Below are 23,966 nucleotides of genomic sequence, written 5' to 3' on the forward strand. Positions count from 1 at the left end.
TTGATAGGATAACTTTTTTATATTTTCCACTGGGATAAGTCTTCGAGATAGTATGTCGGTCCCGCACTCTCCTGCTTCACTTGTTCAGCAGATGTGACCCCGGTGTTAACATGAACCGTGTCGATTCCAAAATTAATACCAGCTAAAATATCTGTCGTATAGTTATCGCCGATCATGACCATTTCTTCTTTTGTAAACCCATGCTTTACCATAATGGCTTCAAGCAAATGAGGTTGGGGTTTTCCTATGTAGAGCGCCTTTACATCAGTAGCCGCCTCGATTAATGCCACAAAAGAGCCATTTCCAGGAATCAGGCCTCTCTCTGTAGGAAAAACCTTGTCACTATTCGTTGCAATGAATTTTGCACCATTCCGAACTTCCACACAAGCCCGTGCAAGTTTTTCATACGTGATGTCACGGTCGATTCCCATGACGAAAACATCTGCATCCTTTTCTACGAGGTTAAGCTCCTGACTTACTAACGCGTCATGCAAACCGGCTTCCCCAATCATATAGACACGTGCGTCAGGGTGCTGCTCCTTTATGAACAAAGAAGCGGCAATAGCGGAAGTCATAATTTGTGATTCAGAAGTTTTTATTCCGTATGAAGTTAATTTGGCCAATAACTGAGCGGGGGTCTTGGATGCGTTATTCGTTACAAAGAACGGATTAATCCCGCTTCGTGTAAGCTTATTAACAAACTCAACTGCCTCTAAGATCGGTTCATCTCCTCTGTAGACAGTCCCGTCCAAGTCGAAGCAATACGCTTTATATCGTTTCATTATTGTCCCTCCGGCATGAAGGCGGACACTGCTCCCAGTTCGTTTTCCAAGTAGGCTCTGACTGCAGGAGCGAACTGTTTTAGTGCTTCCATTCCTTCATTCATAATGGAAATGACAAGATCTGTATCTACTTTGACGAAGTCACGCACCAGCATTTTTCTAAGTCCAATTACTTTAACCAGTGGAGCATGCATTTCCTGGGAAATGACTTTTTCATCCAATAGAATATCCAAAATATCTTCATAGCTGCCAGGATCTCGCATGATGAACCCATCGATCATTGAATTTCCGACATCAATGATTGACTCGATTACGTTTTGGACCAACTTCTCAAGAGCTAATTCATGAATGATATCTGCGTTCCATTTCTCATTTCTCTCATACCCATCTAATAATCGCTCCATATATGTTAACGTTTCGGTGATTTTTTTGCGATCAATAAAATACATGATGTTTCCTCCAGTTTGAATCATTCTCTCCTCTATCCTACCACATTCGGCGAAAATAAAAAAAAGAGCAATCGGAGTCAAACTTCCTCCGATTGCTGCTCTTCCATTTCGACATGAATCGTTCCATATACCGGTTCTTCTTCTTTCACTTTTCCGGTTTTTTTTAATACAAAATAGGCGCATCCAAAATTGCAGTATTCATATATATAGTCTTGGAGTGTGCTGATTTTAGTTTCATAAGTCGCCTTGTGATTGCGGTCTTCAAAAAAGCCTTTCAGCCGTAGTTGTCCATAGCCCCAGTCACCGACGATATAGTCATATTTAGATAATATATCCGAATACCGGCTTTGGAAAGCTTCCTCTTCAAAACCATTCCGGTAGTCCGTTAAAAGCTCGTATTGTGTTTTGTCTACGACAATCATTTCTTCACCACCAGTTTTTAGTTCGGATATATGTCAATGTAACATAATCAGATGTCCTGGACAATAACTATCTAATCCAAACAGGTCACAAACACCCAGAATTATTTCGAGGGTTCAACTGTAGACTTAATTCGCTTTGACCACACAACAAATAGAACTAATAGGATCACTACAACAGCCACCATAGAAATTGCAACGGACTCCGTAAGCCCTAAGATTAAAAATCCTACAGCAGCAATGACAGCAGAAATAATTGCATATGGCAACTGTGTGATGACATGATCGATGTGGTTACTCCCAGCTCCTGTAGAAGAGAGAATAGTCGAATCGGAGATCGGTGACGCATGGTCCCCAAAAACGGATCCGGCTAATACCGCAGAGAGTGCAGGCAAGAGCAAGTCAATATCTGCAGTAATCATGATTTCACCGGCAATCGGGAGAAGAATCCCAAAGGAACCCCACGATGAGCCTGTAGAGAATGCTATAAATGCCGCCAAGATGAATAGTAAGAATGGCAATAAGCCAGTCGGAAGATCAAATGCGGTTACTACTTGGGCTAAATAGTCCCCTGTTTCAAGTTTGGTGATCAAGAAAGATAATGACCATGCAAATAACAGGATAAATACTGCCGGCATCATGGATTTGATTCCGCTCCAAAATGCGAGTCCGATCAAGGACGGACTAAAGGTCTCATTTTTCCCTGATTGGCTGACATACAAGATTACAGCCGCAATGGTCCCAATGATTCCTCCTGTTAAGAGAGAAAGGGGAACGTCCGTATTCTCGAACATTTTCCAAATATTCAACTCATAGCCAGCATTTACATAGCCAGTTGCAAGCATTGTGATGATTGTAGAGACGATCAGCAAGATAATCGGGAGAACCAAGTCACGGACCTTGCCATGCTGATGTGCAGGAAATTCTTCTTTTAATTCTCCTGGAATCTTTTTACTATCATCGTATAAGATCCCTTTTTCAAGGGCTAATGTTTCATGTTTTTTCATTTGGAATAAATCAAAATCTGAAATTGCGACAAAAAACACGATGGAAAGGGTTGTGATGACATAAAAGTTCATCGGTACCATTAACATGAAAGCAGACAAAGGTGAATATTCCAGTACGCTTTGTCCTGCCAGAATCGTCCCAATTAAGGCAATTAAATATGCTCCCCAGCTTGAAACCGGTGAAACGACACATATTGGTGCAGAGGTTGAATCGATAAAGTATGCAAGTTTTGCACGCGAGATCCGGTGCTTGTCCGAAATAGGACGAGCAATTTGACCAACTGCCAGCGCGTTAAAATAATCATCTATAAAAATGATGACCCCTAAGAATGCGGTTAAAAGCTTTGCCCCTCTTCGCGTCTTAATCCGTTTAACGGCCCAATCCGCAAAGGCGCGGCTTCCACCTGACAAGCTGACAAATGCTGTAATAACTCCAAGAAGTAAAATAAATAGGATGATGAATATATTATACGTGTTTATTCCATCATCCCAAAAAGTTGTCGCGAATGACGCAAAGATGTCTTTCACAAACCCAGTTGGGGATAAGCTAGCCAAAATAGCGGCGCTGACAATCCCGATCCCCAAGGATAAGATGACACGTTTAGTTATTAACACCATTATAATGGCAAGTAAAGGCGGTACAATTGAAAAAATAGTACCTTCCATGAATAGTTCCTCCTTTTGTGTAGGAAGAGGCCAAATAAAAAGGCCGGCATCAGGCATCATTATACCCGTAGCCGGCCTTAACCAATCGCTGTCGTGAAAAACAAAAAGTCTTGTTTCACCTTACTGACGATAGCTCTCCATCCGTCGTCCGGATGACAGTGATCCTCCTATTCGGAGTATCCCCAACCGCAACATTCTCGACTAGAACATTCCGGCTTCGGCATCGCCTCCTTTCATACACGGTCAACGTTGTCATCCTCACGTGTACTACTCTTAGGTGATGCGGCCTCTACCTCATCATATTTAAATTCAATGTATATAAGATTATCAATTTACCGCTGAAAATTCAAGAGGATTATTCTGGTGGATCTGCGTCTAAAGGAAGGGGCACTTCTACTGAAGGAGCATTAGAACTATCACCATTTGTATAGATATGTGGAACAGGTCCTTTTACCAAACCGATGGCCACTGGAATACGCTGTTCAACTACACTGGATGTTGTAGCCATTGGAATGATAATTTGTACATTCACTTTCATATGGATATAAACTTCTACATACGCATTATTTATTCCAAATTCCCTGATATCTGTTCCAATATTGGATTCGACATTACCGATTAGGTGAAAACGAATGGGTATTTTAGGACCCAAATTACCTATAAGCGGAATATTGGCAGCCTGCCCCAACGGTACATAAAACACGATTCCACCCTTTTCCTGCATTGCGTCTTTATCAAATTCATAATCATTTTCAGGCAGAAGCTCCAGATTACCTTGCTCAGCCTGTTCAAGATGTGATTGAACTAAAGTGGTAGTGTCCGCACGTACCCTATTAATAATTTCTGTGTTGAAACGTGTAGTGACCATATTGGACGATTCCGTAGGAACTTCTTCAATGATATCATTCACGTCCATCACATTCGTGACACGTGAATTCGTCGCTCTGCTTATGACCAATGAAGCGATTTTATTGGTCTGCACTTTTGCATACTCCAAAAAGATCGGATTTAATCGTGTGTTCACGAATACTAAGAAAATCCCTATTGAAATAATAAGGACGGGGATGATCAGCGGTGTCAATCTGATATTCCATCTTCTTCGCCTCCGGGAATGAGGAAATCGCACAAAAAACGCCTCCTTCCGCAGTTTATGAGAAGGAGGTTTTTATTATGTCCTATTGTTTTGAAGGTTCCGGCTTGGTCTTTATTAAATAATCTGCAAAGATATCCCGGATGAATTCTGGCATATAATAGATTTTTGGTGCCCGTTGAAAACTCGGGAAGAAGAAACCGAATGTAAACATATCAAGGGTTGCAAGCCGATATTCCTTTTGGGGATCAACATGTTCCCCGCTAATGAGCAATCGTTTTTCCTCGTCTAACTTCATGTTACACCATATGAGCTTACCCATTACAGAACCTCTAAAACCGAGTCCTTTAATTTCGATGGCTGGCCAGTCTGCATTTAAAGACTGCAGGTAAGCTTCCTTCAGCTCCGCCCCTGTCAACTCCACAACTGTCAAATTAATCGGGTGGGGCAAGGTCTGATGAATATCAAATGCGGTGACATTCCCTTCTGGAAGCCCATCTAAAAATATGCCTGCGTTAAATAAGGCACAATCTGCGCCAGTACAGTCCAAGAGCGATTGTCCAAATAGGCTACTAAGTTTGGAGTTGGAGAACCATTCCTTTTTCATGGCAGTTCCGTTATAAAATAGGGGTTTCTTTAGCAACTCGTGTCCCTTATTTATCAACTCATCATCGTAGTTTTGATCACTGCTTTCATCGAGTTCATTCGCGTCATATAGAATCGCTTTTTTATCTACAATCGTTTTCTGATCACTATCTAATTCCACCATGACATGGCCTACATACTGTCCGAACTTCCCTGCACCTGTAAGCAAGGTATCGCCTACCTGTTTCCCCTCGTGCAGCACATGATGTGTATGCGCTCCAAAAATAACATCGATATCCGGACATTCTTCCGCTAACTGTTCATCCTCATGAATGCCTAAATGTGAAAGAATGATTATCAGATCCGTCTGGTCTTTTAACAGATGAACCTGCTTACGGATTTCCTCACGACCAGGAGTGATGGTCCAGCCCAAACGTTCATAGAAAGGCGTGAATGCAGCTGTAGCTCCAATCACACCGATTTTAACGCCAGTCTTCGTTTCGATGATCTCATATGGCTTTAGCCATGCAGGTCTGCTTCCGTCCTTTTCGTAAAGGTTGCAAACAATCACGTCAAAATTCGCCTGTTCGTAAAGCTCTGAAAGACGATCCTTGTGCATCGTGATTCCTTCGTTGTTCCCGATTGTCACAAGATCGTACCCTGCTTCATTCAAAAGCTGAACATTGCCTTTCCCGAATGTCCCTTCTGTAAACGGATGAGAACGGTCAACGTGATCACCAATATCCAAGAGGAAGCAACTCTCCCCCTCTTCTTCATGCCATTGTTTTCGAACATTCAACAAATGCCGGATCTTCGGCCAATGCTGGAAGTGACTATGTAAATCATTTGTATGATAAAAATGAATCGTTTCAATCAATCAAATCGCCTCTTTCACCCAAAAATCCCTTCAAATATTGAGCGGATTCCCATTAACAGCAGGATAATTCTCAAAATCGTCACTAACGTTTCCGATTTTAGTTTACTGTTCAAGTAAGCACCCAATTTTGCACCGATATACGCGGCTGGTATGACCGGTATCGTATAGAGCCAAGGTACGTTTCCAAGGGAAATATGAGTGGCTGAATTCACAAGTGCCGACAGAAAGACCATAAACATCGAAGTTCCAACTGCCACATGTGGCGGGAACAAAAACAGCAAGATCATAGCAGGGACAATAATTGATCCGCCACCAATCCCGAATAAGCCCGACATGAAGCCGACGCCGAAGGTTAAGAGGAGGGCAAACCAAATCGGATATCCATATGTATATTGACGACCAGCGGGATCAATGAACTCTCTCTTCTTTCCATTCTCTACAAACCACAACACAGGTTTCAAGTACTTACGGACTAATAACAGTGTCGAGATTATTAAAAGTAGTATGCCGAAATACAAATTAAAAGAAGGCAAATCCAATCCTTTATTGACCCACGCTCCTATTAGTGTACCCGGAACACTCCCTGCAAAAAAGATAAGGCTGCTGCGATAATCCACCGTTTTCTTCTTCATATAGGACAAGGTCGAAGCAAGCCCTGTGAAAACCATCATAATGACCGACAGACCAACGATTTTTTGGGGCGTGAGATCAGGGATCCATCCCATCGTAATTCCTAAAAATATAGTGGCGGGCACTAAAATAATTCCGCCTCCGAGACCGACAAGTGCCCCGACGATACCCGAAAATAAGGCCAACAATGCCAGCAAAATCCATTCCATTAAAATTCTCCTCCGAATAAATCAAGTTGTTTCGGTGCAAGACCCTCATACGAAATCCCTAAAATCTTTTGGAACTGCTTCGCATTGGCCGCTGCATGCCCGCCTGAATTATTATTGAACAACACATAGACACGGTCTGTTTGTTTTTCCAACAGGGTTGCCGTTTTACTTAATTGTTTTAATTCTTCTCTATTGTAATCATATAAATAACGTACCCTCCGCCACTGCTCATCATCTCCTGGATTACGCCAACCGTGTATGTTTCGGCCATGGAGCCGGAAGAGTACCTTTTCCTTATTCGTTGAAATCGGTACTAACGGGATACTTCCCTCACCGGATTGAGGCTCATCGCAGATCGAGTGGATCAATCCATTTTCACGTAGAAATGTCAATGTCCCATCACGGAAATCTATGTGATACCACGATTGATGCCTGAACTCTATCGCAAGTTCGAATTCGTTGAGCCGTTCACGTATCGATCGTATTTCCTCTACATTCTTCTTCTGGCAATCAAACCATGGCGGAAACTGAACCAATACCATTGCCAGCTTTCCAGCCTCTTTTAAAGGCCGAATGGAACGACTAAACAATTCAAACATCTCATCCTCAGACGCAAAGGGCAGCTCACCCCGGTGGTGGCCTGTAATACCCTGGTACGCCTTCACCACAAATTGAAAAGAGTCCGGAGTTTCTCGAATCCATTTTTCAATATTCCGTTCAGGCTGTATCGCATAAAAGGAGGCGTCGAGTTCAACAATCGGAAAATGCCCGCTGTAATCCTTCAGCTTATCACGGCTGCTTGAATGCGGACTATAAACGTCTGGATGGTCTCCCCACCCGGTCAGACCGATCTGTATCATTCCTATAGCCCCCTTCTCTATCTTTCCTATATGATAGCATACGGTGTTTTGACAATCCTGTTTTCTGCTGACAGCGAGTGTGGATTTTTTCCGAATCTCTCCTTGAGTGGTTAATCGCGTCTTAGAGGGTTTAATCGCCAAAAAAGATGCTTTAATCCCCCAAATTCCACTTTTAATCGCCGTTTGGACTCTCTTTAATCGCCGGAATTTCTCGTTTAATCGCCCAAATATTCTAAGGTGGCTCGTGAGGATTTTAGAAAGTTGTACTAAACGATGGGCAGTCAGCATTAAATCTGCTTCAATCAGCATTAAATCTATTTGAATCAGCATTAATCACAGTTCAATCAGCATTACCGATAATGAACGAGGAAAAAGCCCGACCACAAAGTGGCCGGGCTTTATATTGGATGAAGATCGGATTAACCGATACTTCCTTCCATTTCAAATTTAATCAAACGGTTCATTTCTACCGCGTATTCCATTGGAAGTTCTTTCGTGAATGGCTCGATGAAGCCCATGACGATCATTTCAGTTGCTTCCTGTTCGGAAACACCGCGGCTCATCAAGTAGAACAATTGCTCCTCGGACACTTTTGAAACTTTCGCTTCGTGCTCAAGTGAGATGTTATCGTTCAAGATTTCGTTGTATGGAATTGTATCGGAAGTCGATTGGTTATCCATGATCAACGTATCACATTCAATGTTAGAACGAGCACCATGTGCGCGGCGTCCGAAGTGGACGATTCCACGATATGTTACTTTACCGCCTTGCTTCGAAATGGATTTCGAAACTATTGTGGATGAAGTATTTGGTGCCAAGTGTGTCATTTTTGCTCCAGCATCTTGGTGTTGCCCTTTACCAGCGATTGCGATGGAAAGTGTCATACCACGTGAACCTTCACCTTTTAAGATGACTGCCGGGTATTTCATTGTCAACTTGGAACCGATGTTACCGTCAATCCATTCCATTGTTGCATTTGCTTCACAAACTGCACGTTTCGTTACAAGGTTGTAAACGTTGTTCGCCCAGTTTTGAATCGTTGTATAACGGCAATATGCGTCTTTTTTGATGATGATCTCAACAACCGCACTGTGGAGAGAGTTGGTTGTGTAAACAGGTGCTGTACATCCTTCTACATAATGTACGGAAGCCCCTTCGTCTACGATGATCAACGTACGTTCGAATTGACCCATATTTTCTGAATTGATCCGGAAGTAAGCTTGAAGTGGAGTTTCCACTTTCACGCCGGGTGGTACGTAGATAAATGAACCACCGGACCAAACAGCCGAGTTCAAAGCTGCAAACTTATTATCTGTGTGAGGAATAACTGTTCCCCAGTGTTTCTTGAACAATTCTTCATTTTCACGAAGGGCAGAATCAGTATCTTTGAAGACGATTCCCATTTGTTCAAGCTCTTCCTTCATGTTGTGGTAAACAACTTCGGATTCATACTGTGCAGAAACACCAGCCAAGTATTTTTGCTCCGCTTCTGGAATTCCAAGCTTGTCAAACGTACGCTTGATTTCCTCTGGTACTTCATCCCATGATTTTTGAGTGGCTTCTGATGGTTTTACATAGTACGTAATCTCATCGAAGTTAAGTCCACCCAACTCTCCGCCCCATTGCGGCATTGGCATTTTATAAAATTGCTCTAATGCTTTTAGGCGGTAGTCAAGCATCCATTGAGGTTCTTCTTTCATTTTAGAAATCTGTTCGACGATTTCACGAGTCAAACCACGTTCAGAACGGAAAATCGATACGTCCTTATCATGGAAACCGTATTTATAATCGCCGATTTCAGGCATTTTCTTAGCCATCGTATTCCCTCCGTTCCTTTTTATTGTTTATTCTCTTTAACACCTTTTTCCATGGCTTTCCAAGCCAAAGTAGCGCATTTAATGCGGGCCGGGAATTTCGAAACGCCCGAAAGCGATTCGATATCACCCAAATCTTGCGAATCATCATACTCATTGCCCAACATCATATTAGAGAAAATATCAGCAAGTTGTAGTGCTTCGTCAACACTTTTTCCTTTAACGGCTTGAGTCATCATCGATGCGGATGCCATGGAAATCGAACAGCCTTCGCCGTCAAATTTCGCATCTTTCACAATGTCGCCTTCAACCTGCATCGTCAAATGGATGCGGTCTCCACATGTCGGATTGTTCATGTCGACTGTAAAACTGCCATTTTCCAAAGAGCCTTTATTACGCGGCTTTTTATAATGGTCCATAATCACTTGGCGGTATAACTGATCTAAATTATTAGATGACATCGTTAAAATACTCCTTTGCTGTGCGGATCCCTTCTACAAGCATGTCGACTTCTTCTTCTGTGTTGTAAATGTAGAAGCTCGCACGAGCGGTGGCAGACACATTCAACCACTTCATGAGAGGTTGAGCGCAGTGATGTCCCGCCCGAACGGCAATACCATTCATATCTAATACTGTCGCCAAGTCATGCGGGTGAACGCCTTCAATATTGAATGTTACAATACCAGCGCGTTTTTCCGGATCAGCCGGTCCATAGATGGTTAACCCGTCTAGAACCGACATTTTTTCCATCGCATAAGCAGCGAGCTGTTTCTCATGCTTTTCAATTTCGTCAAGCCCGATTTCCTCAAGGAAATCAATCGCAGCCCCAAGACCGATCGCTCCCGCGATAATCGGTGTACCGCCTTCAAACTTCCAAGGCAGCTCTTTCCAAGTGGATTCGTAAAGGCCGACAAAGTCGATCATTTCTCCACCGAATTCTACTGGATCCATATTTTCAAGCAACTCTTTTTTACCATAAAGAACACCGATTCCTGTTGGTCCACACATTTTGTGTCCAGAAAAAGCAAGGAAGTCGACATCCAAGTCTTGCACATCAAGTTTCAAATGCGGAGCCGCTTGGGCACCGTCCACAACCATGATTGCACCATTGTCATGAGCGACTTTAGCAATTTCTTTTATCGGATTCATCGTTCCTAATACGTTTGAAACGTACATAATAGAAACAATTTTTGTGTTTTCAGTTACGGTCGAGTTGATCTTTTCCATTGAGATCGTACCATCTTCTTCAAGGTCCACATACTTCAATACCGCTCCGGTCGCCTTTGCAAGCTGCTGCCAAGGAATGATATTCGAATGGTGTTCCATGTATGATATGACAATCTCATCGCCTTCTTTCAAGTTAGCACGGCCATAGCTACTGGCAATCCAGTTGAGTGCTGTTGTCGTACCTCTTGTAAAGATGACTTGCTGGATGGATTCGGCATTAATGAATTTCCGAACTTTTTCGCGAGAACCTTCATACTTTTCGGTCGCCCGGTTTCCTAAGGAGTGAACCCCCCGGTGGACGTTCGAATTGTCGAATTCGTAATAGTTTTTAACTGCTTCAATGACTTGCACCGGTTTTTGAGAAGTGGCTGCACTGTCCAAATAGACAAGTTTGTGACCGTTCACTTCCTGATGCAAAATTGGAAAATAGCTACGTATGTCTTTGTTTAACATTAGCGCACTTTCCTTTCAATTACCTCCGTCAGCTGCTTCTGTACGCCTTCAATCGGCAATTGGTTAACAACTGGCGCAAGGAATCCATGGATGACCAGACGCTCTGCGTCGGCTTTAGAAATTCCGCGACTCATTAAGTAGTAAAGCTGCAATGGATCGACACGGCCAACTGAAGCGGCGTGTCCTGCAGTTACATCATCTTCATCGATCAGAAGAATCGGGTTCGCATCACCGCGAGCCTTTTCGTTCAACATCAATACACGGGATTCTTGTTCAGCGTTTGCTTTGGAAGCACCGTGCTCGATGTGTCCGATCCCATTAAAGATGGCAGTGGATTCATCTTTTACAACAGCATGGGAGAGGATGAAGCCTTCTGAAGCTTTACCCCAATGCTGGATTCTTGTTGTAAAGTTTTGCTTTTGGTTCCCTCGGCCAACCACAACCGCTTTCGCATCGCCGAATGATCCATCACCTACTAAATACGTGTAGTTTTCGGAAATTGTATCACTATCGTTCATCAAACCAAGTGCCCATTCGATGCGTGCATCGCGTCCAGCGATTCCACGGCGGTTCACATAAGTCGTGAATCCTTTAGCCAATACATCAACCGCTCCGTAAGTGATTTTAGCACCATCAAGTGCGATCACTTCAGATACGATATTAGCTAATCCTTTTGCTTCTGGTACCAAGGATAAATAGTTTTCTACATATGTGACTGAACTATGTGTATCGGCAACCATCAATACGTGATTGAACAAAGATGCATTTTCATCATCGTGAAGGAAAATCACTTGAATAGGCTCTGATATTTCCACGTTTTTTGGAACATAAACGAATACACCGCCGTTCACTAATGCAGCATGTAAAGCTGTAAGCTTATGCTCATCAACTTTCACACCTTCTGTCATGAAGTACTTCTGTACCAATTCTCCGTGTTCTCGGACTGCTGTATGGATGTCCGTGAGGATTACGCCCTTTGAAGTTAGCTCCTCTGACACAGCAAGAAAGGCAGGTGTATTATTTCGTTGGATATAGATATTCTTTTGTTCTTCCGCATGAACTAATGCTTTCACTTCTTCAGGAAGCTCACTCAAATCAGAATACGGATTGCTTTCTACTGCATGGACAGGGAATTCAGTGAAATTCCACTTATCGATTTTAGTTTTGTCTGGTTTAGGCATTGGCAAGTTGTTCGCTTGATCCAAAGCACGAACACGAAGCTCCGTGAACCATTCCGGTTCATTTTTCGCTGATGAAAAGGAGCGTACGTCCTGTTCGGTCAATGCCAATTTAGTTTCAACCGTCATGTTCATCGTCTCCTTTATCACGCTTCTGCTTCAACTGTTTCGTCTTCGATCCCGAGTTCATCTTTAATCCATTCGTAACCTTGTGCTTCAAGTTGTTGAGCAAGCTCGGCACCGCCGGATTTGACTACTCGTCCTTGCATCATGACGTGTACATGATCCGGTGTGATATAGTTCAAAAGACGTTGATAGTGAGTGATGATCAAGCAGCCAAAACCTTCGCCGCGCATATCATTTACACCATTCGAAACAACTTTCAATGCGTCAATATCAAGCCCGGAGTCAATTTCATCTAAGATTGCAAATTTCGGTTTCAACATCATCATTTGGAGAATTTCATTACGTTTCTTCTCACCGCCGGAGAAACCTTCATTCAAGTAACGTTGTGCCATTTCTTGATCCATTTCAAGGAAGTCCATTTTGTTATCTAATTCACGGATGAATTTCATCAAGGAAATTTCATCGCCTTCTTCGCGACGTGCATTAATCGCAGTACGTAGGAAGTCAGCGTTCGTTACACCAGCAATTTCACTTGGATATTGCATAGCAAGGAAGAGTCCTGCTTTTGCACGCTCGTCCACTTCCATTTCCAATACGTCTTCACCATCTAAAGTGACTGTACCAGAAGTGATTTCGTATTTCGGATGCCCCATGATTGCAGAAGCAAGTGTAGATTTACCTGTACCGTTCGGGCCCATGATGGCATGGATTTCCCCTGTATTGATCGTCAAATTGACGCCCTTCAAAATTTCTTTGTCTTCAATTGAAACATGAAGATCTTTAATGACCAATGTCGACATTCCATTACCTCCAATAATTGAATTGCACTATAGCGATTCTCAATTTAGTATCATTCTAATCTTAACGTATATAAGGGACGGTTGCAAACTTTTGAAAGTTGATTTTGTTGGCCATAAAGCCTTTTTATAGCCTAATTTTCAAGACAATCAACCCGAATGCATCCTACCTCCCATTTTCAATAAGATTTGGTGATTGAGAATAGGTCTAACAGCAGAAAGAGCCAGTGCAAAGTCCTGCACTGGCTCCAATTGTCTATCCCAATTATATGTTATTTCGTAATTGACTTTCAAGTAATGAAGTAGTCAACCGCTCTTTTTCATAATCAGCTTGCCTTCTTTTTTCGACTTTGATCAATAAGTCATGTCGCATCCGGTAGTCCTCATAACCAAATCCATGAGCGCTCCGAAAACCTTGCCCCATCTTCTCGGTGTATTCCATATCGATATGATGGATAATAAACCATTCCCTTCCGTATTTTAAGACTCTATAAACCATACCCAACCTACAATTGATTAAACATCAAATTTGATGGTCATGGTTTCAGGTCTTTTTACTGAATTTTCATTATAACACTGATCATTGAAAGATATAACCGGTAACCGTGAATTTAAACGATTTTCTTTGATGCAAACTTTTGTATACAACTCTATTAGAATGAAATTCACGATTAATAAAAGCTTTAAAACAAAAAGTCTGCCCGTTAAAACGGACAGACCTTTGCTACAGCTTTTTACATGGATACTTCATTATAAATACTGGAAGGGATTAAACCTTGCTCTTCCAGAAGTGCATTGAATTGAGCGTCTACTTCTTCGTATTTCACATTTGTTTCTTCTAATTTAGCAGTGTCGTCTGCAGTAATTGCAGCTGCCTTGTCTTCATAGATCACTTTTAAGTCAGCCAATGCTGTTTCCAATGCTTCTTTTTGGTCAACTAATGATTCTGGAACTTCAATTCCTTCAACAGCAGTTGCAGTTGCTTGTGCAGAAGCGACAGCCGGATCCTTCAAAGCTGCCAAGTCGGCAGTTTCATCTCCGATTGCTCCTTCAAATGCATTCAAATCAGCATCATTAGCGTTGATAGTATTTGGAATGGACATATAGAGCTTCATTAGATCTGCTTTTACATTAGAAGTCTCTTCTTGTTTTGTTTCTTCTGCTGGTGCTGTAGTCTCTTCTTTTGGTGTTTCCTCGCCACAAGCCGCTAAAAATAGACCTGCTGCGATTGTTGTTAATAAGAACTTTTTCATTTGTAATCTCTCCCCTAAAGGTTTTACTTGGATGCACGATATATCGTACACCGGTAATAACTGAAAGTAAATAAGGGAGGAAATAGTTCTAAAATGTTGAATATTATGATTCAACTGCTTTTTCAATCACCTTGGATTTTGCAGTTTCTTTCTCTTTATAAAAACGGCTGACAATCAACGCCAATGCTCCATCTCCAGTCACATTCGTTGCAGTTCCAAAACTATCTTGAGCAAGATAAAGTGCAATCATAAGCGCAAGCATGGTTTCATTGAAGCCGAGCATTGTACCTAATATTCCAAGGGCTGCCATGACTGCCCCGCCAGGAACACCAGGTGCAGCGATCATTGTAATACCGAGCATTAAAATGAACGGAAGGAATTCAGAGAACATAACCGCTTGACCATTTAAGATCATAACTCCGATCGCACAGGACACTAATGTAATCGTACTACCCGAAAGATGAATCGTAGCGTACAAAGGTACAGTGAAATCGATAACCTTAGGAGAACCTCCAGTTGTACGAGCTTGTCTCAATGTGACGGGAATTGTTGCTGCAGATGATTGTGTACCAAGAGCCGTGAAATAAGCAGGCAACATTTTCTTGATCAGTGAAAATGGATTTTGACCTACTGCAGCACCTGCTCCGGAATACTGAATCATCAGCATAATCCAATGGAGAATAATGATCATCACAAATACGATGGCAAAGATTGATAGAATTTTTCCAACTTGTCCACCGAATGTCATGTTCATGAAGATTCCGAAGATATGAACTGGCAATAATGGAATGATCACTGCTGTTATTAATTTTTCGATAATGACATTGAATTCATCAAAGATTTTTCCAAGTGTTTTACTGCCGGTAGCAGCAATCCCTATTCCCATTAAAAATGCAAAAATTAAAGCTGTTAAAACTCCCATCATTGGCACGATTTCAATATTAATGAAGGAAGATGCTAAGAACTCTTCAGGATTTTCAAATGCCTCCCCTGAGTGATTAGGAATTATTGAAGGCAATAGATTGCTTGCTACGAAAAATGTCAAAACCCCTGCTAAAATTGTTGAAGTGTATGCGACAACAGTAGCTATACCTAAGAGCTTGCCAGAACCTTTTCCAAGTTTCGCAATCCCAGGTGCTATGAAAGCAATAATAATCAATGGAACCGCAAAGTTCAGGAACCCGCCAAAAATATTATTAAATGTAGCGAATACTCGTACAAACCATTCAGGTACAAATGACCCAAGTGCAACACCCAAAGCTATTGCAATGACAATGCGCCAAATCAGATTAATTTTAATCTTCATTTCATGTCCTCCCCATATGTACATTTGTCTTTTCTAAATAATAAACCCACTTTAACACATTGAATTATAAAAGTGAATGGTTTACCTAAAAGTCGAAATAGTCAGTATCTTAGGATAACAAAAAAACACCGGTTGCCCGGTGCCTCGTTTCCCTACTATTCAACTGGTACGACAGAGCCGCCCCACTCTTCAACGATGAAATCTTGGATTTCTTTTGAATGTAACACTTCTACCAACGCTTTAATTTCTTCTTTGTTTTCATCTCCAGCACGTACTGCAATAACATTTACATAAGGAGATTCAGATCCTTCGATTGCAATAGAATCTTCAATCGGGTTTAAACCATTGTCGATGGCAAAGTTTGAATTGATGACGACAATGTCCCCTTCTTCATTTTCATACATTTGAGGTAAAAGTGCTGGGTCGTAATCTGCATCAAACTGAAGGTTCTTTGGATTGTCTAAAATGTTTTTAACTTCAGCTGCAGTTTTGTCGATGCCTTCCTCAAGCTTGATCAGCCCTTGAGCTTCCAATAGAGAAAGTACACGGCCATGGTCAGCAACAGAGTTACTCATCAAAACAGTTGCCCCGTCCGGAAGTTCATCAAGAGATTTATATTTCTTCGAATAGATTCCGATTGGTTCGATATGGATGCCACCAGCATTGACAAAGTCATAGCCGTGGTCTTTGATTTGCAATTCAAGGTACGGAATGTGTTGGAAGTAGTTAGCGTCCAAATCACCAGAATCCAAGTCTTGGTTTGGCATAACGTACTCTGTATATTCCTCGATTACAAGCTCGATGCCTTTTTCTTCAAGAAGCGGCTTCGCTTGCTCTAAAATGACAGCATGTGGAGTATTGGAAGCACCAACTTTCAATTCTTTCAGTTCGCTGCCATTGCCGGATCCGTTCGAAGATCCTTCATCACTTGTTCCGCAAGCTGCTAATGCTAAAGCACTGACGGATAATACAATTCCTGCTACAAACTTCTTCATCGTTGTAAACTCTCCTTTTGTCTTCAAAATGTCTATGTGGACGGGTTCCCCCGTTGTCACCTTATCGTTTGTCAATCCTGGATGTAATGGAATCCCCGATCCACTGGATGAGGAACACCATGATTAAGATTAAAACTGTACCTACAAATGTAACGTCTTCCCTGCTTCGCTGGAAACCGTCCATATAAACAAGGTTTCCAAGTCCGCCGGCACCAATGATTCCAGCCATCGCGGTATAGCCAATCAGAGCAATGGCAGTGACGGTAATACCGGAAAGTAAAGCTGGTAATGACTCGGGGAAGAGTACTTTGAATATGATTGTCGAAGTCTTGGCACCCATTGATCTCGCTGCCTCAATTACCCCTTTATCAATCTCACGAAGTGCAATCAATACCATCCTTGCATAGAACGGTGCCGCTCCGATTATCAGAGCCGGCAAAGCTGCATTCGGTCCGCGGATGGAGCCGAGCAAGAATTTCGTCAACGGTATTAATAGGATGATTAAAATAATGAATGGAATCGATCTGAATATATTCACGAATGCACCTGTTAATATATTTGAAAACCGATTCGCCCATAATTGATGAGGACTTGTCAAAAAGAGCAAAATCCCTAAAGCAAGACCGATTACAAAAGTCAGTGCAGTTGCGATCGCTGTCATATACAGTGTCTCGAGAGTTGCTTCCCACATCAGTTCCCAGTCGACATTCGGAAATAACTGACTAAGCATGTGTTAACACCTCCGTTTTGACTCCTTCATCATGAAGGAACTGGATAGCCTGATTGATCAATTCGGGTTTCCCGTCAATGTGAAGGATCAGGGTTCCGTAAGCTCCACCCTTCGTATGAGAAACATTGCCGTGAGCAATATTCACTTCCACATCGAAATTTCTGATCAATCTCGAAAGGATTGGCTGTTCAGTTCGATCACCTACGAATATAAGCTTGATGAGCTTACCGGTGTTAAATTGACTCAATAATTTCGAAACCGTTTCTATAGAATCCCCCGACTCGGTAATTTGAGCTACAAATCGCTTCGTGATCTGTTGTTTCGGAGATTGGAATACCTCCAACACATTTCCTAACTCCACTACTTTTCCTGCTTCCATTACAGCAACACGATGACAGATTTTACGGATGACGTGCATTTCATGAGTAATGAGGACAATCGTCAATCCCAATCGCTCATTAATATCCACCAGCAACTCCAAAATGGAATCCGTCGTTTCCGGATCCAGAGCCGATGTCGCTTCATCACAGAGAAGGACTTCCGGTTCATTGGCGAGGGCACGTGCAATTCCGACGCGCTGCTTTTGTCCACCTGATAGTTGTGACGGAAAAGCATTTTCTCTCCCAGTGAGACCGACCAATTCGATTAGTTCTAGAACACGTTTTTTTCGTTGTTCTTTAGCAACCCCTGCTATTTCAAGAGGGAATTCGATATTTTCGGCAACCGTTCTGGACCAAAGCAAGTTGAAATGCTGGAAGATCATGCTGACTTTCTGTCGGGCGTTCCGCAGCTTCTGACCACTAATGGATGAAATTTCTTGTCCGTTCACAGTAACCGTTCCGGCAGTAGGCTTTTCCAATCCGTTCAACAACCGGATCAATGTACTTTTTCCGGCACCACTATAGCCGATCACACCAAATATTTCACCTTGACGTACCGAAAGGTTCACACTGTCCACGGCAGTCAACGTTCCTTTATCCGTTTGGAAAGTTTTCGTAATGTTAGTTAACTCAATCAAATCCTTCTCACCTCCGAACCAAATTTCCTGTATGTCTCAATAATTGGCGTTCTATCTATATTCTTACCCCAAAATAAAAACCTTTCCGCAAGAAGAGCAGAAAGGTTACGCATACGTAAAAACGATCGTCCATTCTCTCATCTACCAAAGCCTTCGCTTTGTGTGAATTGGCACCATTTCATTTTCATGACGGTTGCCGGGTTTCATCGGGCACATCCCTCCACCTCTCGCAATAAGAGCAAACATATTCAATTATGAAACACATTAATGGTTACTTTAACACGGCAAAGTATCTTCGTCAAGGTCATTTCTTCAATTTTTCATATAGATGTGGAACAGACTGAAAAGCGTAAATTTTTTCTTTCAATTCACCGTTCTCGGTAATTACGAGGCACGGAACGCTTTCGATTTCATAATCGATCGCCAAGTCTTCCAAATAATTGAGATTGGCCTTGCCGATCGGCACATCCTTAACCAATTCCGCGACAACGTCCATCATTTTTCCAGCGACTTGGCACGTGCCGCATAAAGGCGTATATAAGTAAAACGCTGTAACATTCGATTGTTCTTTTTGCTGTTCAAAGTCCGCACGCGTCCATTCTAACATCGAATCACCCTTACACAAAAAATTCGCTGCGTATATCAATATTTGCAGCCATTAGTAGGTTTGCTAAAACTTTAATAGGGGTGGTAGCCACCTCACGATAAACTGGTTCTGTATATAAATGCATCGCCTCTGGGTATTCTCGTTTAAACAATGCTCTCAATTTCTCGCCCGATTTATCAGCATCGACAAAGACAAAAAGTTCCGATCCATCATATGGTGCCATCAGTTCTTCCAGCCTCGTCGGGCTAACTGTCCCATTCGTACACAAAATGACGACAGGTTCTGCTATGAGCGGCTCAATCCTTTTCTTATCAGAAAGACCTTCTACAATGATCACTTTTTCACCAAACATCGCAAGCACCCCTAATCACCGTTTTCCGGCAGATACCATTGGGTAAATTGACTCTCCGGATCATCTATACGAACATTTTACCCTAAATGAACCGTTATCCACCTTTCCACACGGTTTCATTCACTTTTTATAGTTAATGAAAAAAACGCCGGCAGAATGTCGGCGTTTTCATGTATGCTCAGGCATTGATCAATTCTTCATATTCTTCAGCAGATAATAGAGCATCCAACTCCGCCAAATCGGCAGGCTCAACCACTATCATCCACGCGTCACCGTAGGAATCTTCGTTAACCAATTCCGGGCTGTCTTCTAAACGTCCATTCACTTCCACTACTTTACCGCTGATTGGCGCATAAAGTTCTGAAACCGTCTTAACAGATTCCACACTTCCGAAAGCATCGTCAACTTTAATGTCGTCGCCGACTTGCGGCAGCTCAACAAATACGATATCACCTAGTTCGGATTGTGCAAATTCTGTAATGCCGATACGTACTTTGCCGTCTTCAAGTTTTACCCATTCGTGTTCTTTTGAATATTTAAGTTCTTTTGGCAAGCTCATTTGGACCCCTCCAGCATTTAAATACATTCAGCATAAGTGTTACATAATTTCACTTGAAATACAAGATGATTTAACGACTCCACGCCTCTTCAAATTCATTTTCTTTAAAGCCGACAGTGACCTTTTTTCCATCTGAAACAATCGGCCGTTTAATCAGCATTCCATCTGACGCAAGTAATTGAATTTGTTCTTCATCAGACATTGTTGGTAGCTTGTCCTTTAGATTTAACTCTTTGTATTTGAGACCGCTTGTATTGAAGAACTTTTTAAGGGGTAGTCCGCTGTTTTGGATATATTCCTTTAATTGTTCAGCAGACGGAGGGGTTTCCGCAATATTATTGTCGGTATAGTCGATCCCTTGTTCGTCCAGCCATTTCTTTGCTTTTCTGCACGTGCCGCATTTTGGATAACCATAGTATGTAAGTGTCATGGATTATCTCCTTTTTTCTTTTCATTGTATCAAAATGAATTGAACAAGTCCTTTCTTTGACAGGATGCTTCGGTTCAATAGGATAAAACAATGCATATCGACTAATCGATCGTAAAGTTTAAAAAAGAATTATTATTACTGCAGAAGATATATCTGGAGCAATCTCTCCAGACGGTCGCTTTCCGCGGGCTCGCGCCAAGCCTCCTCGCTGCGCTTGCGGGGTCTTGGACTGTCTCGCTGTCCCGCAGGAGTCGCCGCCTTCCGCTTATTGCACATACTAAAATAGATAGTATTATGTGGATAAATTCATTCAAAATTGTATAACAAGCAGTTCTCTCCACGTAGACTCCTGTGGGAATAGCTTGAGCTGAAGACCCCGCAGGAACGTAGTGACGAGGAGGCTGAAGCCAAGCCCACGGAAAGCGAAGTGGCGAGAACTGCTGATTAATAAAAAACGACTTATGCAAAGTCTGTTCGGTAGTATTGGGAGGTTTATTAAATAAATTGACCGGACCGCTTTAAGCGATCCGGTCTCCTTTTTTTATCAAACTACATATTTTTCCGCATCGATCAATTTGACCGAAGCCTCACGCTTCAATTTGATCAAGTTCTTCGGATTGTAACGGGTCAGCTTACGAAGCGCGGAAAGCATCATACGTAGGTCGTCTCCTTCGACAGAAGCGATCAATGTTTCCTTTGCATCTCTCTCGATTTGCTCCATAGCCTCTTGACAGAAGATCTCTGTATAGAGGATCTTCTGTGCTGCCTTTTCCTCTCCGTCACGTGCGATTGCTTTTTCCGTACGTAATAATGCGGATTCCATGGCGAACAAGTTATTTGCAATGTCCGCGATGTTCACTAACACTTCCTGTTCCGCTTCCAATTTTGTACCGAAACGTGTTGCGGCCATACCAGCTGCCAACAAACCGATTTTCTTCGCGTTCTTCACTAAATATTTCTCTTGTGCCAATGGTGCGTCTTCAATTTCCTCCGGCATCATCATAAGCAATTCTTCTTGTAATCCTTGCGCTTTTTGCAATAAAGGAAGCTCGCCTTTCATTGCTTTACGTAGGAATGTTCCTGGTACTAATAGTCGGTTGATTTCATTTGTCCCTTCAAAGATCCGGTTGATCCGGGAATCACGGTAAATCCGCTCTACTTCATATTCCTGCATGAAACCGTACCCGCCATGCAATTGCACTGCTTCGTCCGCAATATAGTCGAGCACTTCCGTACCGAACACTTTGTTGATGGAACATTCGATTGCATATTCAGCGATTGATGCCGCAATCGCTTTTCCGTCCTTCTGCTCTTCTGCACTTAACTGGCTCATACGGTCTTCGAAGTAACCAACCGTCCGGTACATCATGCTTTCTGCTGCATACAAGCGTGACGCCATGGTCGCTAATTTATCTTTCGTCAAGTTGAAGGAAGAGATTGGTGTCTTGAACTGCTGGCGTTGGTTTGTATACGCAATCGCCAGTTCGAGTGCTCGTTTGGAACCTCCAACTGTACCTACTCCCAGCTTATAACGGCCAATGTTCAAGATATTGAAGGCGATAACATGACCACGGCCAGCCTCACCTAATAGGTTTTCAACCGGAACTTTTGCATCTTCTAAGATCAACGTACGAGTGGAAGACGATTTGATTCCCATTTTCTTTTCTTCAGGCCCGACGGATACTCCGTCAAATGCACGCTCAACGATGAAAGCGGAGAATTGTTCGCCGTCAATCTTCGCATACACGACAAATACATCAGCAAAGCCAGCATTCGTAATCCATTGTTTTTCACCATTCAACACGTAATGTGTTCCTTCTGCATTCAACTTGGCAGTTGTCTTAGCTCCCAATGCATCCGATCCGGAACCAGGCTCTGTCAAAGCGTAAGCCGCAATCAATTCGCCTGTTGCAAGTTTAGGCAAATACTTTTGCTTCTGCTCTTCATTCCCGAATAATACAATCGGCAAGGAACCGATTCCAACGTGTGCACCATGAGTAATGGAGAATCCGCCGGCACGTGACATTTTTTCAGCAATCAAAGCTGATGCAATTTTGTCGAGACCCAGTCCGTCATACTCTTCAGGTACGTCAGCACCTAAAAGTCCAAGCTCTCCAGCAGATTTTAATAGTTTTACAGAGTGTTCGAATTCATGATTCTCCAGTTTCTCTACGAGCGGCAATACCTCGTTTGTTACATATTCCTCTGTTGTTTTGGCAATCATCTTTTGCTCATCTGTGAAATCTTCTGGTGTAAACACACGGTTTACATCCACATCCTCGATCAAGAAGCTTCCACCTTTAATCATCCCTTGTGTTGAAGTTGACATATCTTTCATCCTCCTTTTGTTTTAGAGCAATTCAAAGACGCCTGCTGCGCCCATACCGCCGCCGATACACATGGTGACTACCCCGAATTGTTTACCTTGGCGTTTGAGTTCCGTCATTAATTTCAATGTCAATATGGTTCCTGTCGCTCCGAGTGGATGCCCCAATGCGATTGCTCCACCATTCACGTTAACCCGATCCATGTCGATTCCTAAATGGCGGACGACTTGAATCGATTGCGAAGCAAACGCTTCATTCAACTCCCAAAGATCGATATCCTCGACCGATAAACCGGCAAGCTTCAACGCTTTCGGCACCGCTTCAATCGGGCCGATTCCCATTACTTCAGGAGGAACACCACCGACTGCAAATGAACGGAATTTTGCAATTGGCTTCAACCCCTCTGCCATCGCTTTTTCCCGATCCATTAATAGCACTGCTCCTGCACCATCAGAAGTTTGGGAAGCGTTCCCTGCTGTCACACTCCCTTTCGCCGCAAAAGCAGGTCGCAGTTTCGCTAACGTTTCCATACTTGTTCCTGGTCGTACCCCTTCATCTGTATCAAAGATAAACGTTTTTTCTACCAATTTATTATTTTCATCAACCGTTCTTTTCGTTACTTCCACCGGAACGATATCATCCTTAAATACACCATTCGCAATGGCTTTGGCTGCCAACTCATGCGAACGTACGGCAAATGCATCTTGGTCTTCCCGGCTGACTCCGTACTTATTGGCCACTTGTTCCGCGGTATGCCCCATGCTCATGTAATACTGTGGTGCCGTCTCAGCAAGCTTCGAATTTGGGCGAATCGTGTTCCCCATCATCGGTACCATACTCATTGACTCCACTCCGCCACTTAGAACCGTATCGGAGCTTCCGAGCATAATACGTTCCGCTCCGTATGCAATTGATTGCAACCCGGATGAACAGAAACGGTTAATGGTAATCGCCGGGGTCGTATCCGGCAAACCGGCCAATGCTCCGATATTGCGAGCTACGTTCATACCCTGCTCTGCTTCAGGCATCGCACATCCCAAGATTAAATCATCAATCGGACCATCATAATTCCCAGCACGCTTCAATGTTTCCCTCACGGTCAAAGCTGCAAAATCATCTGGTCGTACTGTAGCAAGTGACCCCTTCTTCGCCTTACCGACCGGTGTACGAGCACCGGCTACAATTACTGCTTCACGCATCTCTTTTCCTCCTTTGCCGTG

At 42.8% G+C, this 23,966-nt stretch carries 26 protein-coding genes and 2 riboswitches; all 26 genes read right to left on the reverse strand.

What is annotated here, in order from left to right:
- Positions 1-17: 17 nt before the first annotated feature.
- Positions 18-782: a TIGR01457 family HAD-type hydrolase gene (locus ACFOZY_RS13185; protein WP_378156265.1), complete on the reverse strand. Its 765-nt coding sequence runs from the start codon at positions 780-782 to the stop codon at positions 18-20.
- Complete coding sequence (gene hepT, locus ACFOZY_RS13190) at positions 782-1,231, reverse strand: type VII toxin-antitoxin system HepT family RNase toxin (protein WP_378156267.1); 450 nt, start codon at positions 1,229-1,231, stop codon at positions 782-784. Before hepT ends, ACFOZY_RS13185 begins: the two co-directional genes overlap by 1 nt.
- Before the next feature lie 77 nt (positions 1,232-1,308).
- A complete protein-coding gene (locus tag ACFOZY_RS13195; RefSeq protein WP_378156269.1) occupies positions 1,309-1,653 on the reverse strand; it encodes a YutD family protein in 345 nt (114 codons plus the stop codon).
- A gap of 101 nt (positions 1,654-1,754) precedes the next feature.
- Entirely contained in the window at positions 1,755-3,323 is a 1,569-nt protein-coding gene (locus tag ACFOZY_RS13200) for a Na+/H+ antiporter NhaC family protein (protein ID WP_378156271.1), read from the reverse strand.
- Between the two features lie 122 nt (positions 3,324-3,445).
- Positions 3,446-3,623, reverse strand: a riboswitch (Lysine riboswitch).
- Positions 3,624-3,678: 55 nt separating this feature from the next.
- Positions 3,679-4,347 carry a sporulation protein YunB gene (gene yunB, locus ACFOZY_RS13205; RefSeq protein WP_378156803.1) on the reverse strand — a complete coding sequence of 223 codons (669 nt, stop codon included), beginning with the start codon at positions 4,345-4,347 and terminating at the stop codon, positions 3,679-3,681.
- Positions 4,292-4,417, reverse strand: coding sequence for a hypothetical protein (locus ACFOZY_RS13210; RefSeq protein ID WP_378156823.1), 126 nt, complete (start codon positions 4,415-4,417; stop codon positions 4,292-4,294). The genes yunB and ACFOZY_RS13210 overlap by 56 nt, the downstream gene beginning before the upstream one ends.
- Before the next feature lie 81 nt (positions 4,418-4,498).
- Complete coding sequence (locus ACFOZY_RS13215) at positions 4,499-5,875, reverse strand: bifunctional metallophosphatase/5'-nucleotidase (protein WP_378156273.1); 1,377 nt, start codon at positions 5,873-5,875, stop codon at positions 4,499-4,501.
- A 14-nt stretch (positions 5,876-5,889) separates the two neighbouring features.
- Complete coding sequence (locus ACFOZY_RS13220; RefSeq protein ID WP_378156275.1) at positions 5,890-6,714, reverse strand: sulfite exporter TauE/SafE family protein; 825 nt, start codon at positions 6,712-6,714, stop codon at positions 5,890-5,892.
- Positions 6,714-7,574 carry a DUF72 domain-containing protein gene (locus tag ACFOZY_RS13225; protein WP_378156277.1) on the reverse strand — a complete coding sequence of 287 codons (861 nt, stop codon included), beginning with the start codon at positions 7,572-7,574 and terminating at the stop codon, positions 6,714-6,716. The genes ACFOZY_RS13220 and ACFOZY_RS13225 overlap by 1 nt, the downstream gene beginning before the upstream one ends.
- 419 nt (positions 7,575-7,993) lie before the next feature.
- Complete coding sequence (gene sufB / locus ACFOZY_RS13230; RefSeq protein WP_378156279.1) at positions 7,994-9,391, reverse strand: Fe-S cluster assembly protein SufB; 1,398 nt, start codon at positions 9,389-9,391, stop codon at positions 7,994-7,996.
- A 20-nt stretch (positions 9,392-9,411) separates the two neighbouring features.
- Positions 9,412-9,849: a Fe-S cluster assembly sulfur transfer protein SufU gene (gene sufU / locus ACFOZY_RS13235; protein ID WP_378156281.1), complete on the reverse strand. Its 438-nt coding sequence runs from the start codon at positions 9,847-9,849 to the stop codon at positions 9,412-9,414.
- Positions 9,839-11,068, reverse strand: a complete 1,230-nt coding sequence (locus tag ACFOZY_RS13240) for a cysteine desulfurase (RefSeq protein WP_378156283.1) — start codon at positions 11,066-11,068, stop codon at positions 9,839-9,841. The genes sufU and ACFOZY_RS13240 overlap by 11 nt, the downstream gene beginning before the upstream one ends.
- On the reverse strand, positions 11,068-12,375 hold the full coding sequence (gene sufD / locus ACFOZY_RS13245; RefSeq protein WP_378156285.1) for a Fe-S cluster assembly protein SufD: 1,308 nt from the start codon (positions 12,373-12,375) through the stop codon (positions 11,068-11,070). The genes ACFOZY_RS13240 and sufD overlap by 1 nt, the downstream gene beginning before the upstream one ends.
- A gap of 17 nt (positions 12,376-12,392) precedes the next feature.
- Positions 12,393-13,172: a Fe-S cluster assembly ATPase SufC gene (sufC, locus tag ACFOZY_RS13250; RefSeq protein ID WP_378156287.1), complete on the reverse strand. Its 780-nt coding sequence runs from the start codon at positions 13,170-13,172 to the stop codon at positions 12,393-12,395.
- Positions 13,173-13,434: 262 nt separating this feature from the next.
- Positions 13,435-13,611 (reverse strand): hypothetical protein, encoded by a 177-nt coding sequence (locus ACFOZY_RS13255; protein ID WP_378156289.1) that lies wholly within the window; start codon positions 13,609-13,611, stop codon positions 13,435-13,437.
- A 292-nt stretch (positions 13,612-13,903) separates the two neighbouring features.
- Positions 13,904-14,422 (reverse strand): hypothetical protein, encoded by a 519-nt coding sequence (locus tag ACFOZY_RS13260; protein ID WP_378156291.1) that lies wholly within the window; start codon positions 14,420-14,422, stop codon positions 13,904-13,906.
- Between the two features lie 103 nt (positions 14,423-14,525).
- Positions 14,526-15,728, reverse strand: coding sequence for a dicarboxylate/amino acid:cation symporter (locus ACFOZY_RS13265; protein ID WP_378156293.1), 1,203 nt, complete (start codon positions 15,726-15,728; stop codon positions 14,526-14,528).
- 155 nt (positions 15,729-15,883) lie between these two features.
- Positions 15,884-16,723, reverse strand: coding sequence for a MetQ/NlpA family ABC transporter substrate-binding protein (locus ACFOZY_RS13270; protein WP_378156295.1), 840 nt, complete (start codon positions 16,721-16,723; stop codon positions 15,884-15,886).
- 61 nt (positions 16,724-16,784) lie between these two features.
- Positions 16,785-17,453 (reverse strand): methionine ABC transporter permease, encoded by a 669-nt coding sequence (locus ACFOZY_RS13275; RefSeq protein ID WP_378156298.1) that lies wholly within the window; start codon positions 17,451-17,453, stop codon positions 16,785-16,787.
- Positions 17,446-18,471, reverse strand: coding sequence for a methionine ABC transporter ATP-binding protein (locus ACFOZY_RS13280; RefSeq protein WP_378156300.1), 1,026 nt, complete (start codon positions 18,469-18,471; stop codon positions 17,446-17,448). The genes ACFOZY_RS13275 and ACFOZY_RS13280 overlap by 8 nt, the downstream gene beginning before the upstream one ends.
- Before the next feature lie 134 nt (positions 18,472-18,605).
- Positions 18,606-18,710, reverse strand: a riboswitch (SAM riboswitch).
- Positions 18,711-18,775: 65 nt separating this feature from the next.
- Positions 18,776-19,078 carry a thioredoxin family protein gene (locus ACFOZY_RS13285; protein ID WP_378156302.1) on the reverse strand — a complete coding sequence of 101 codons (303 nt, stop codon included), beginning with the start codon at positions 19,076-19,078 and terminating at the stop codon, positions 18,776-18,778.
- Positions 19,079-19,088: 10 nt separating this feature from the next.
- Positions 19,089-19,430 carry a toprim domain-containing protein gene (locus ACFOZY_RS13290; RefSeq protein ID WP_378156304.1) on the reverse strand — a complete coding sequence of 114 codons (342 nt, stop codon included), beginning with the start codon at positions 19,428-19,430 and terminating at the stop codon, positions 19,089-19,091.
- Between the two features lie 178 nt (positions 19,431-19,608).
- Positions 19,609-19,989: a glycine cleavage system protein GcvH gene (gene gcvH / locus ACFOZY_RS13295; protein WP_378156306.1), complete on the reverse strand. Its 381-nt coding sequence runs from the start codon at positions 19,987-19,989 to the stop codon at positions 19,609-19,611.
- Positions 19,990-20,059: 70 nt separating this feature from the next.
- The gene (locus tag ACFOZY_RS13300) at positions 20,060-20,419 is read right to left on the reverse strand and encodes an arsenate reductase family protein (RefSeq protein ID WP_378156308.1); all 360 of its coding nucleotides are present in this window, start codon (positions 20,417-20,419) and stop codon (positions 20,060-20,062) included.
- A gap of 544 nt (positions 20,420-20,963) precedes the next feature.
- The gene (locus ACFOZY_RS13305) at positions 20,964-22,748 is read right to left on the reverse strand and encodes an acyl-CoA dehydrogenase family protein (protein ID WP_378156310.1); all 1,785 of its coding nucleotides are present in this window, start codon (positions 22,746-22,748) and stop codon (positions 20,964-20,966) included.
- 21 nt (positions 22,749-22,769) lie between these two features.
- Positions 22,770-23,945 carry an acetyl-CoA C-acetyltransferase gene (locus ACFOZY_RS13310; RefSeq protein WP_378156313.1) on the reverse strand — a complete coding sequence of 392 codons (1,176 nt, stop codon included), beginning with the start codon at positions 23,943-23,945 and terminating at the stop codon, positions 22,770-22,772.
- Between the last annotated feature and the right edge of the window lie 21 nt (positions 23,946-23,966).

This window comes from Chungangia koreensis, assembly GCF_042651785.1.
In the GTDB taxonomy this organism is placed as follows: Bacteria; Bacillota; Bacilli; order Bacillales_A; family Planococcaceae; genus Chungangia; species Chungangia koreensis.

What these genes read in the sequence shown, in the direction of transcription:
- ACFOZY_RS13185 (WP_378156265.1), bottom strand. Translation starts at nt 782, where the DNA reads ATGAAACGATATAAAGCGTATTGCTTCGACTTGGACGGGACTGTCTAC.
- hepT (WP_378156267.1), bottom strand. Translation starts at nt 1,231, where the DNA reads ATGTATTTTATTGATCGCAAAAAAATCACCGAAACGTTAACATATATG.
- ACFOZY_RS13195 (WP_378156269.1), bottom strand. Translation starts at nt 1,653, where the DNA reads ATGATTGTCGTAGACAAAACACAATACGAGCTTTTAACGGACTACCGG.
- ACFOZY_RS13200 (WP_378156271.1), bottom strand. Translation starts at nt 3,323, where the DNA reads ATGGAAGGTACTATTTTTTCAATTGTACCGCCTTTACTTGCCATTATA.
- ACFOZY_RS13210 (WP_378156823.1), bottom strand. Translation starts at nt 4,417, where the DNA reads ATGGAATATCAGATTGACACCGCTGATCATCCCCGTCCTTATTATTTC.
- ACFOZY_RS13220 (WP_378156275.1), bottom strand. Translation starts at nt 6,714, where the DNA reads ATGGAATGGATTTTGCTGGCATTGTTGGCCTTATTTTCGGGTATCGTC.
- ACFOZY_RS13225 (WP_378156277.1), bottom strand. Translation starts at nt 7,574, where the DNA reads ATGATACAGATCGGTCTGACCGGGTGGGGAGACCATCCAGACGTTTAT.
- sufB (WP_378156279.1), bottom strand. Translation starts at nt 9,391, where the DNA reads ATGGCTAAGAAAATGCCTGAAATCGGCGATTATAAATACGGTTTCCAT.
- sufU (WP_378156281.1), bottom strand. Translation starts at nt 9,849, where the DNA reads ATGTCATCTAATAATTTAGATCAGTTATACCGCCAAGTGATTATGGAC.
- ACFOZY_RS13240 (WP_378156283.1), bottom strand. Translation starts at nt 11,068, where the DNA reads ATGTTAAACAAAGACATACGTAGCTATTTTCCAATTTTGCATCAGGAA.
- sufD (WP_378156285.1), bottom strand. Translation starts at nt 12,375, where the DNA reads ATGACGGTTGAAACTAAATTGGCATTGACCGAACAGGACGTACGCTCC.
- sufC (WP_378156287.1), bottom strand. Translation starts at nt 13,172, where the DNA reads ATGTCGACATTGGTCATTAAAGATCTTCATGTTTCAATTGAAGACAAA.
- ACFOZY_RS13255 (WP_378156289.1), bottom strand. Translation starts at nt 13,611, where the DNA reads ATGGAATACACCGAGAAGATGGGGCAAGGTTTTCGGAGCGCTCATGGA.
- ACFOZY_RS13260 (WP_378156291.1), bottom strand. Translation starts at nt 14,422, where the DNA reads ATGAAAAAGTTCTTATTAACAACAATCGCAGCAGGTCTATTTTTAGCG.
- ACFOZY_RS13265 (WP_378156293.1), bottom strand. Translation starts at nt 15,728, where the DNA reads ATGAAGATTAAAATTAATCTGATTTGGCGCATTGTCATTGCAATAGCT.
- ACFOZY_RS13270 (WP_378156295.1), bottom strand. Translation starts at nt 16,723, where the DNA reads ATGAAGAAGTTTGTAGCAGGAATTGTATTATCCGTCAGTGCTTTAGCA.
- ACFOZY_RS13275 (WP_378156298.1), bottom strand. Translation starts at nt 17,453, where the DNA reads ATGCTTAGTCAGTTATTTCCGAATGTCGACTGGGAACTGATGTGGGAA.
- ACFOZY_RS13285 (WP_378156302.1), bottom strand. Translation starts at nt 19,078, where the DNA reads ATGTTAGAATGGACGCGTGCGGACTTTGAACAGCAAAAAGAACAATCG.
- ACFOZY_RS13290 (WP_378156304.1), bottom strand. Translation starts at nt 19,430, where the DNA reads ATGTTTGGTGAAAAAGTGATCATTGTAGAAGGTCTTTCTGATAAGAAA.
- gcvH (WP_378156306.1), bottom strand. Translation starts at nt 19,989, where the DNA reads ATGAGCTTGCCAAAAGAACTTAAATATTCAAAAGAACACGAATGGGTA.
- ACFOZY_RS13300 (WP_378156308.1), bottom strand. Translation starts at nt 20,419, where the DNA reads ATGACACTTACATACTATGGTTATCCAAAATGCGGCACGTGCAGAAAA.
- ACFOZY_RS13305 (WP_378156310.1), bottom strand. Translation starts at nt 22,748, where the DNA reads ATGTCAACTTCAACACAAGGGATGATTAAAGGTGGAAGCTTCTTGATC.
- ACFOZY_RS13310 (WP_378156313.1), bottom strand. Translation starts at nt 23,945, where the DNA reads ATGCGTGAAGCAGTAATTGTAGCCGGTGCTCGTACACCGGTCGGTAAG.